This window comes from Streptococcus thalassemiae (assembly GCF_903645285.1).
Classification (GTDB): domain Bacteria; phylum Bacillota; class Bacilli; order Lactobacillales; family Streptococcaceae; genus Streptococcus; species Streptococcus thalassemiae.
In genome coordinates, this window is the sequence record NZ_CAHJXN010000002.1 from 525,265 (window position 1) to 534,580 (window position 9,316).

Annotated in this window: 9 protein-coding genes and 1 pseudogene; 9 read left to right on the forward strand and 1 reads right to left on the reverse strand. The window is 41.3% G+C overall.

Annotated features, from left to right (window positions below; genetic code table 11):
* The first annotated feature begins 70 nt into the window (after nt 1–70).
* Nucleotides 71–508 (forward strand): CoA-binding protein, encoded by a 438-nt coding sequence (locus HWX15_RS05025; RefSeq protein ID WP_175880444.1) that lies wholly within the window; start codon nt 71–73, stop codon nt 506–508.
* Nucleotides 509–728: 220 nt separating this feature from the next.
* Here the strand turns inward: HWX15_RS05025 and HWX15_RS05030 are convergent, their stop codons facing one another.
* The gene (locus tag HWX15_RS05030; protein ID WP_164226457.1) at nt 729–1,739 is read right to left on the reverse strand and encodes a YeiH family protein; all 1,011 of its coding nucleotides are present in this window, start codon (nt 1,737–1,739) and stop codon (nt 729–731) included.
* Nucleotides 1,740–1,887: 148 nt separating this feature from the next.
* Between HWX15_RS05030 and HWX15_RS05035 the strand changes: the two genes are divergently transcribed.
* The 8 genes and pseudogenes from HWX15_RS05035 to HWX15_RS05070 all read left to right on the forward strand — a co-directional run bounded on the left by HWX15_RS05035 (nt 1,888) and on the right by HWX15_RS05070 (nt 9,077).
* Nucleotides 1,888–3,057 carry a pyridoxal phosphate-dependent aminotransferase gene (locus HWX15_RS05035; RefSeq protein ID WP_175880445.1) on the forward strand — a complete coding sequence of 390 codons (1,170 nt, stop codon included), beginning with the start codon at nt 1,888–1,890 and terminating at the stop codon, nt 3,055–3,057.
* The gene (gene recO / locus HWX15_RS05040) at nt 3,054–3,824 is read left to right on the forward strand and encodes a DNA repair protein RecO (protein WP_175880446.1); all 771 of its coding nucleotides are present in this window, start codon (nt 3,054–3,056) and stop codon (nt 3,822–3,824) included. Before HWX15_RS05035 ends, recO begins: the two co-directional genes overlap by 4 nt.
* Nucleotides 3,821–4,813 (forward strand): phosphate acyltransferase PlsX, encoded by a 993-nt coding sequence (gene plsX, locus HWX15_RS05045; RefSeq protein ID WP_175880447.1) that lies wholly within the window; start codon nt 3,821–3,823, stop codon nt 4,811–4,813. Before recO ends, plsX begins: the two co-directional genes overlap by 4 nt.
* Nucleotides 4,814–4,818: 5 nt before the next feature.
* Nucleotides 4,819–5,052, forward strand: coding sequence for an acyl carrier protein (locus tag HWX15_RS05050; RefSeq protein ID WP_049523700.1), 234 nt, complete (start codon nt 4,819–4,821; stop codon nt 5,050–5,052).
* 447 nt (nt 5,053–5,499) lie between these two features.
* The gene (locus tag HWX15_RS05055) at nt 5,500–6,669 is read left to right on the forward strand and encodes an N-acetylmuramoyl-L-alanine amidase family protein (protein WP_175880448.1); all 1,170 of its coding nucleotides are present in this window, start codon (nt 5,500–5,502) and stop codon (nt 6,667–6,669) included.
* Between the two features lie 152 nt (nt 6,670–6,821).
* Nucleotides 6,822–6,969 (forward strand): annotated as a pseudogene (locus HWX15_RS05060) (smi_0057.1 family bacteriocin-like peptide).
* Between the two features lie 564 nt (nt 6,970–7,533).
* Nucleotides 7,534–8,349, forward strand: a complete 816-nt coding sequence (locus HWX15_RS09925) for a GHKL domain-containing protein (RefSeq protein ID WP_254867342.1) — start codon at nt 7,534–7,536, stop codon at nt 8,347–8,349.
* On the forward strand, nt 8,346–9,077 hold the full coding sequence (locus HWX15_RS05070; protein WP_173261791.1) for a response regulator transcription factor: 732 nt from the start codon (nt 8,346–8,348) through the stop codon (nt 9,075–9,077). Before HWX15_RS09925 ends, HWX15_RS05070 begins: the two co-directional genes overlap by 4 nt.
* Nucleotides 9,078–9,316: the final 239 nt, after the last annotated feature.

Consider the following 9,316-nt stretch of genomic DNA (forward strand, 5'->3'; position numbering starts at 1 on the left):
CTCCTTTTTTGTAGTAGAATTCTGCAAGCCTTTTCAAATTGTGCTATACTGAAGAAAAAGGAGGATTTCTATGAGTCAAGAATTTATCAATCCAAGTGATGGTGTGATTCGTCAGTATCTCGCAACGAGTAAAACCCTTGCTGTGGTGGGCCTGTCAGATCGTGAGGAAACAACCAGCAATCGAGTGACCAAGGAAATGCAGGCTCGGGGTTATAAAATCATCCCAGTCAATCCCAAGGTGGCAGGTGGCGAAATCTTGGGTGAAAAGGCTTATGCTAGCCTAGCAGAGATTCCTTTTCCTGTAGATATTGTTAATGTTTACCGTCGCAGTGAATTTTTGCCAGATGTGGCGCGTGATTTTCTCAAGGCTGATGCTAAGATTTTTTGGGCACAGCTAGGACTTGAAAGTCTAGAGGCGGAAGAAATCTTGCGCGCTGGTGGATGCGATGACATTGTGATGAATCGCTGTATCAAGAGAGAACATACTCGCTTGATTAAGGAAGCATAAGAAAAAGGTAGCTGGTGGGCTACCTTTTGTGTTATACTCAATGAAAATCAAAGAGCAAACTAGCCGCAGGCTGCTCAAAACACTGTTTTGAGGTTGTGGATAGAACTGACGAAGTCAGCTCAAAACACTGTTTTGAGGTTGTGGATAGAACTGACGAAGTCAGTAACCATACCTACAGCAAGGCGACGTTGACGTAGTTTGAAGAGATTTTCGAAGAGTATTAGAAAATGCCGATAAGGGTCTGCATACCAAGACTAGTGAGGATGATGGCAATCCAGCAGATGGCTCCGAGAACAATGGATTTTCCGCTGGATTTGACCATAGCGACCAGATTAGTTTTGAGACCGATAGCACTCATGGCCATGATAATGAGGAATTTGGAGAGTTGTTTGAGAGGGGTAAAGAAACTACTGGATACCCCGAGAGAGGTCAGTAGGGTGGTTAGGAGAGAGGCAAGGATAAAGTAAAGGATAAAAAGTGGGAAGACTTTTTTCAGTTGTAAGCCTTGCTTATTTTTTTGCTCGCGACTTTGCCAGTAGGAGAGAAAGAGAGTGATGGGGATGATAGCCAGAGTCCGCGTAAGTTTGACAATGGTTGCGGATTCGAGGGTATTGGTCTGGTAGAGACTATCCCAGGCGCTAGCTGTGGCGGTTACAGAGGAAGTGTCATTGACCGCAGTCCCTGCAAAGAGGGCGAAGCCGTCATTTGATAGATGAAGCCAGGTACCTAGCGTTGGAAAGATGAGCGCAGCCAAGACATTGAAGAAAAAGATAACGGAGATGGCTTGGGCTACTTCCTTTTCCTTGGCGTGAATAACAGGCGCTGTTGCTGCAATGGCAGAACCACCACAGATTGAAGAACCTACTCCAACCAAGGTAGCCAGTTTTGTATCCAGTGCAAAGAAGCGCTGGAAGAAATAGGCAATAATCAGAGCTATTGAGATAGTGGACAGGATGACAGGGAGCGAAGATTGGCCAACTGCGAAGACCTGCGAGATATTGAGACCAAAACCAAGCAAGACAACGGCATATTGGAGCAATTTTTTAGAACTAAAGGTCAACCCAGCATCCAGTTGTTTATAGGACGAGAGAAAGGGATGGAGAAGCATGCCCATAAAAATTGCAAAGACAGGCGCGCCAATAACAGGGAAGAACCCTCCTAAGTACCAAGATACGATTGAAATGAGAAGGCAGGCCAAGATACCTGCTCCATTTTTTGATAGAAATGACATAAAAACCTCCAAATAAAATCTATTACCATTATGGACATAAAAACAGGAAAAGTCAAATAGAAAGTGGAAAGCTATTCTATCATGTATTTTTGCGGTCGGGGGTCTTTTGTAGTATAATAGAGATACGTTTCGAAAGTAGGAGGTATCTATGGACTTAACTAAGCGCTTTAATAAACAGTTAGATAAGATTCAAGTTTCGTTGATTCGTCAGTTTGACCAGGCTATTTCTGAGATTCCTGGGGTCTTGCGTTTGACCTTGGGGGAACCTGATTTTACAACGCCAAATCATGTCAAGGAGGCGGCCAAGCGAGCGATTGATCAGAACCAATCCTACTATACAGGGATGAGTGGCCTGCTGACTCTACGTCAGGCGGCCAGTGACTTTGTTAAGGAAAAGTACCAACTGGACTATGCTCCTGAAAATGAAATCTTGGTTACAATTGGGGCGACAGAGGCTTTATCTGCTACTTTGACAGCTATTTTGGAAGAGGGAGACAAGGTGCTCTTGCCAGCTCCTGCTTATCCGGGTTATGAACCAATTGTCAATCTAGTTGGGGCAGAGGTTGTCGAGATTGACACGACTGAAAATGGTTTTGTATTGACTCCTGAGATGTTGGAGAAGGCTATTTTGGAGCAAGGTGACAAGCTCAAGGCGGTGATTCTTAACTATCCAGCAAATCCGACAGGAATTACCTATAGTCGGGAGCAGTTGGAAGCCTTGGCAGCTGTTTTACGCAAGTACGAGATTTTCGTTGTCTGTGATGAGGTTTACTCAGAATTGACCTATACAGGGGAAGCTCATGTGTCTCTAGGGACTATGTTGAGAGATCAGGCTATTATTATCAATGGTTTGTCTAAATCACATGCTATGACCGGTTGGCGTTTGGGTCTGATTTTCGCTCCTGCGGTCTTCACAGCTCAGTTAATCAAGAGTCACCAGTACTTGGTTACTGCCGCAAATACCATGGCTCAACATGCTGCGGTGGAAGCCTTGACAGCTGGTAAAAACGATGCGGAGCCCATGAAAAAGGAATACATCCAGCGTCGGGACTATATCATCGAAAAGATGGCTGCTCTTGGTTTTGAGATTATCAAACCAGACGGTGCCTTCTATATCTTTGCTAAGATTCCAGCGGACTACAATCAAGATTCTTTTGCTTTTCTGAAGGATTTTGCTCAGAAGAAGGCTGTTGCCTTTATCCCTGGTGCGGCCTTTGGGCGTTACGGAGAAGGCTATGTGCGTCTGTCTTATGCAGCGAGCATGGAGACTATCAAAGAAGCCATGAAACGACTTGAGGAGTATATGAGAGAAGCATGATTCAGTCTATCACGAGTCAAGGCTTGGTGCTCTACAATCGCAATTTTCGTGAGGATGATAAGCTAGTCAAGATTTTTACTGAGCAGGCTGGTAAGCGGATGTTTTTCGTCAAACATGCTGGCCAGTCCAAACTGGCTCCTGTTATTCAGCCCTTGGTGCTGGCACGATTTCTCTTGCGAATCAATGATGACGGGCTTAGCTACATTGAAGACTATCATGAGGTGATGACTTTTCCCAAGATCAATAGTGACCTCTTTGTCATGGGCTATGCGACCTATGTGGCAGCTCTTGCCGATGCTAGTTTGCAGGACAATCAGCAGGATGCTCCCTTGTTTGCTTTTTTACAAAAGACTTTGGAGTTGATGGAAGAGGGTTTGGATTATCAGGTTTTGACCAATATTTTTGAAATTCAAATCTTGACAAGATTTGGGATCAGCCTCAATTTTAATGAGTGTGTCTTTTGTCATCGGGTCGGTCAGGCTTTTGACTTTTCTTTCAAATATGGAGCCTGCCTCTGTCCAGAGCATTATCATGAAGATGAGAGACGTTGCCATCTCAATCCCAATATCCCTTATCTGCTCAATCAATTTCAAGCTATTGATTTTGAGACTTTGGAGACCATTTCGCTCAAGCCTGAAATCAAGCAAGAGCTACGCCAATTTATGGATCAACTCTACGAAGAGTACGTTGGGATTCACCTAAAATCAAAGAAATTTATTGATTCCCTAGCAGACTGGGGACAATTACTAAAAGAGGAAAAGAAATGAAAAAAATCGCAGTAGATGCCATGGGGGGCGATTACGCACCTCAGGCCATCGTTGAGGGTGTCAATCAAGCCCTAGCTGACTTTTCAGATATCGAGGTTCAACTCTACGGAGATGAAGCTAAAATCAAGCAATATCTGACAGCGACAGAGCGTGTTAGCATTATCCATACGGATGAGAAGATTGATTCAGACGATGAACCTACGAGAGCTATTCGGAAGAAGAAAAATGCCAGTATGGTATTGGCAGCCAAGGCTGTCAAAGAGGGTGAAGCAGACGCTGTCCTCTCAGCTGGGAATACAGGTGCTTTGTTGGCAGCAGGATTTTTCATCGTGGGTCGTATCAAGAACATTGACCGTCCTGGGCTTATGTCGACCTTGCCGACTGTAGATGGGAAAGGTTTTGACATGCTTGACCTTGGTGCTAATGCGGAAAATACAGCCCAGCACCTCCATCAATATGCGGTTCTAGGTTCTTTCTATGCTAAAAATGTCCGTGGCATTGCGCAACCACGTGTTGGCTTGCTCAACAACGGAACAGAGAGTAGTAAGGGCGACCCGCTTCGTAAGGAAACCTATGAATTGCTGGCGGCTGATGAAAGTTTGAACTTTATCGGAAACGTGGAAGCGCGTGATTTGATGGATGGCGTTGCGGATGTTGTTGTGGCAGATGGTTTCACGGGAAACGCTGTACTTAAATCCATCGAAGGGACAGCCATGGGAATTATGGGCTTGCTCAAGACCGCTATTACAGGTGGTGGTCTTCGAGCGAAACTAGGTGCCCTCCTTCTCAAGGACAGCCTCAGAGGTTTGAAAAAACAGCTCAACTACTCAGATGTTGGTGGAGCGGTCTTGTTTGGTGTTAAGGCACCGGTTGTTAAGACTCATGGCTCAAGCGATGCCAAGGCTGTTTATAGTACGATTCGCCAGATTCGTACTATGTTAAAAACAGACGTAGTTGCCCAGACTGCGCGTGAATTTTCAGGAGAATAAAAGAGATGACAGAAAAAGAAATTTTTGACCGTATTGTGACTATTATCCAAGAACGACAGGGAGAAGACTTTGTCGTGACAGAAGCTTTGAGTCTGAAAGACGATTTGGATGCTGACTCAGTTGACTTGATGGAGTTTATCTTGACACTGGAAGATGAATTTAATATCGAAATCAGCGATGAGGAAATTGACCAACTCCAAAGTGTAGGAGATGTGGTTAAGATTATTCAAGCAAAATAGAAATCGGAATTCCAAGGCATTTGCTTTGGAATTTTTTATTTGGCTTAATACTATTCGAAAATCTCTTCAAACCACGTCAGCTCTATCTGCACCTCAAAACAGTGTTTTGAGCAACCTGCGGCTAGCTTCCTAGTTTGCTATTTGATTTTCATTGAGTATAAGTGACCGTTTAGGAACAGATTTAGTCTTTCTAGGGACAGTAGAAATCTGAGGACAAATAAGGGATATAATAGAGTCAGAAAAAATCAATCTCCAAAAAGGAGAAAAAAGAAAGGATTTTTATAGAGTTATATCAATACGGTATTACTCAAAATACAATTCGTAGATATTGGTGATATTGTCTAATTTTTCACAATATTATTGACTTTGACAATGAAAAGTATTAGAATATAGCTAAATAAAGAGGGGAAACCTTCTTATAGCTATTCAATAAAGGAGGAAATGGCTATGAAAAAATCTAAATTACTTACTCTTGGTTTGCTTGCAGGTGCTGGTCTGCTTTTGTCTATCAACCAAGCACAGGCTGCAGATACTTGGGTTAAAAATGGTGCTGACTGGAATCTTTCTCAAGATGGCAGCCTAGCTAAGGATAAATGGGTACAAAATGCTGGGTCATGGTATCACTTCGATAGCGCTGGTAAAATGCAGACAGGCTGGCTCAAAGACGGCAATACTTGGTATTCTCTAGCAGATAGTGGTGCTATGCGCACTGGCTGGTACAAGCAAGGTAGCACATGGTACTCACTAGCAAATAGTGGCGCCATGCGTACAGGTTGGTACAAAGAAGGGTCTACTTGGTACTATCTCAAAGACAGTGGCGCTATGGCAACAGGATGGGCGACTCCAAATGGTAAATGGTCTTACTTTGAAAAATCAGGTGCTATGGTCGCAGATAGAGCTGTTCCAGCCAGTGATGGGGAAAGTTATGTCATTGGTAAGGATGGCTATCTAGCAAATAGAAAAGATGCTGGATACAGTATTCATGATATTGTCAAACTTGGAGATGGGCAAGAATATTTGCTAAATGCTAAAGGTGACGATGTTATTATTGAAAAAAACACTTGGTATATCAGACCAGAGTTCAAGAAGTTTTCTAACAAATATGGGGATGAGGTTGCAAATACTACCTTAGCTTTAGTGGATAATAAAGAAGAAGGACAAGAAATTGATCCTAAGGCAGTTGTACAGAACTTCCAAAACTTACCAAATCGCTACTACTTTGATGAAAATGGACATCGTGTGGTTAATATCCCAGCAATGACAACCTATTCAGAGATTAAAAAAGTTGGCAATGATGTCTATTTAGAAAATCCAGGTGCACGACTTCGTCTTGGAGCTACCCACTTTACAATCAATAACAATAAACTATACTATTTAGAAAATGAGCAAGGTAAGCTCAAAACAGGTTACTTTGTATTGATTGATGATGGAGCAACCACTACTTACCATCACATTCTAGCCTATGCGGATCAATCTGGTGAAATTCTTAAGATGAAACGCTTGCCATCAGGAGTTTCAGATTATCTGGATAAAGAAATCGATGGTTTATACGGTGAAAAAATTAAGATTGAATCTCCACACTCAAACGAATATTATAAAGTGGTTGTGGTTAAATAAAAATAATATCTTCACAACTAATTGTTAACACTCTAACCAATATACCATTTTCAGGAGGCTTTAGATTTCTTGTATTTTAAAAGGAAACTAAAGCCTTTTGTAGATGGAGCAGGGGATAGAGTTATCTATAAAATAATGAAAAGGAGTCTGTCATGGAAATGAAAAATACATTTGTAGAATTGGAACAATTTGAAGAGTTAACCCCAGAGGTATTGGAGGAAGTGAATGGTGGAGGGAATTTTTGAAGATACTGTAAAATGGTGCAATAAATTATTTGGTACGGGTAGACACGTTGCTTAAATTCACAGTATTAGTTAGAGATTAGATTTATTTATGCTTATTTTAGAATTCTTATTTTCTGTGATATATCTACTGTTGGTAGTCGTTTCAACCATAGTTCCTACTATTTATTTGGGCGCTCAAATTTCCCCAGAATTTTATAAAAAACGTTATTGGATACTTATATTTTTAATTAGTTTATCTGCTCGTCAAACATTTGGAGAATTATTTCATATAGGAGTTCTTATCTACTTTTACTGTATTTTTTTATTAGTATTGCACAAGGGAAAAGGGGAATCTCTTTTTCTTTCTCTGTATCTTTTTCTCTTCTTTCAAAGTATTCGTTATTTATTTTTGACAATTTGGATTCGTGTATTATCTGGTGAGCATTGTTGTTTCGTAGATTCGTTTTCTACTTTATATATATCTATATTTGATTTATTATCAATCTTTCTATGTTGTAAAATTATGAAGCGTTGGTCTTTGGATTTGGATTTATTCTTTTCAGATACTTTTAAAACCCACTATCGTAAGAGCTTTTTCATTATCCTACCTCTGACTGGATTTAGGATATTCTCTTCGTTCATGACCAATAGAAATAGTTCTTTTTACGTTCGCTTTGACACGACCATTTCTCTCCTGATTTTCATTCTCTTTTTCTCCTGGCTCTTTTATATCAGACACTTAGAGCAGGTTTATCGTGATGAGCAGACCATTCAGAGACAGGAAGATGAGAATCGTTCCTTGCAAGGGATGGTGGATAAGCTAGGTCATCTCTATGATGAGGTTCGAGGTTTCCGTCATGATTTTGCAGGGATTGTCGCCAGTATGGAGCCTGCCATAGCTAATCAAGACATGGCTGAGGTGTCTACCATTTATCAAGATGTCTTTCTAAAGACCAATGAAAAGCTGAGGAAGGCGGACTACACGGCCTTTAATCTTCATAATATCCATGATATAGCCATTCGTAATACTTTGGCAAAAGCTATGATTGTGGCAGATAATCAGGGAATTCATTTTAGTTTGGAGACGGTGGGGGTTGTCGAAGAGCTGGCATTGCCGATGTTGGAGGCTATCCGTATCCTCTCTATCCTCACGACAAATGCCTTGGAGGCAGCCAGTGAGGCGGAAAATCCGCAGATTGGGGTTGCTTTGTTGGCAGGTGATAGGAGTGTCCGTTTTATCATTGAAAACACTCGTAAGAAAGAAGAACTGAATCCCAGCATTCTCAGTCAAAAGGGTTATTCGACCAAGGGTAACCACAGTGGACTGGGCTTAGCGACCTTGGAGGATATGGTTTTTCATTATGATTTAAACTTAGATACCCAGCTAGGAGAGACGACTTTTAGACAAGATTTAGAATTGCCATTTAAGGATGAGAAACGAGGGGGAGAGAAATGAGAATTTTAGTTTTGGAAGACGATAGAGTTCAGCAGGGACGGATAGAGCAGACTTTACTAGATATCGGTCGCTCTCGCAATTTAAGATTGGAAATTGATATTGCTAAAAGCTATGGAGATGTTGAAAAGTATTCTCAGTATTTTGACCATTACCAACTCTATTTATTGGATTTAGAGATTGATGGAGAGCGTGAACGGGGCTTTCAAGTTGCTCAACAGGTTCGGGAGCGAGATCCTTTTACAAGTATTGTCTTTGTGTCCACACACTCGGAGGCCTTGCCTCTAGCTTTTCGCTACCACTTGTCTGCCTTGGATTTTATTTCCAAGGATCAGCCAGAGGAAGATTACCGTCATCAGTTGGAGCGCTGTCTGGACTATGTACTGGCAGTGGACAAGAGGGAAAATATGCGCCTCTTTACTTATAGTTTTGAGGGAAGACGGGGCTTTACTCTGCCCTACCATGAGATTTTAGCTTTTGAAACCTCAGTGGAATCCCACCGTATCAAGGTCTACTATGCCAATCATTCTATCAAGACCATTTATGGTAGTCTCAAGGATATCGCTACTAAGGCTGAAAAAGATTACTTTGTCTATGCCAATCGCAATACTTTAGTCAGTTTACAGGCTATTGAAGAGATGACTGCGACAGAAGTGACCCTGTTAGAAGGCTTGCATTTCCCCGTATCACGAACAGCCAGAAGAACCCTTAAAAAACATCTCAATGTCTAATATCTGTTAGACTTGTATGAATTTATCAATAAGAATGTCGGAAAATTTTCTGATATTCTTATTTTTTTGACTTCTTTTTCGAATAGATAGGTAAGAGGGAAAAGAAAGGAGTCTAATTCATGTATCTACCAATTTTTTATCCGTGGTTTACTAAATTATTTTTCAAATAAAATTTGATTTAGTTGTTTATTTTTGAATTGTTTTTCGAATAGATAAGTAAGAGGAAACAGAAAGGAGCC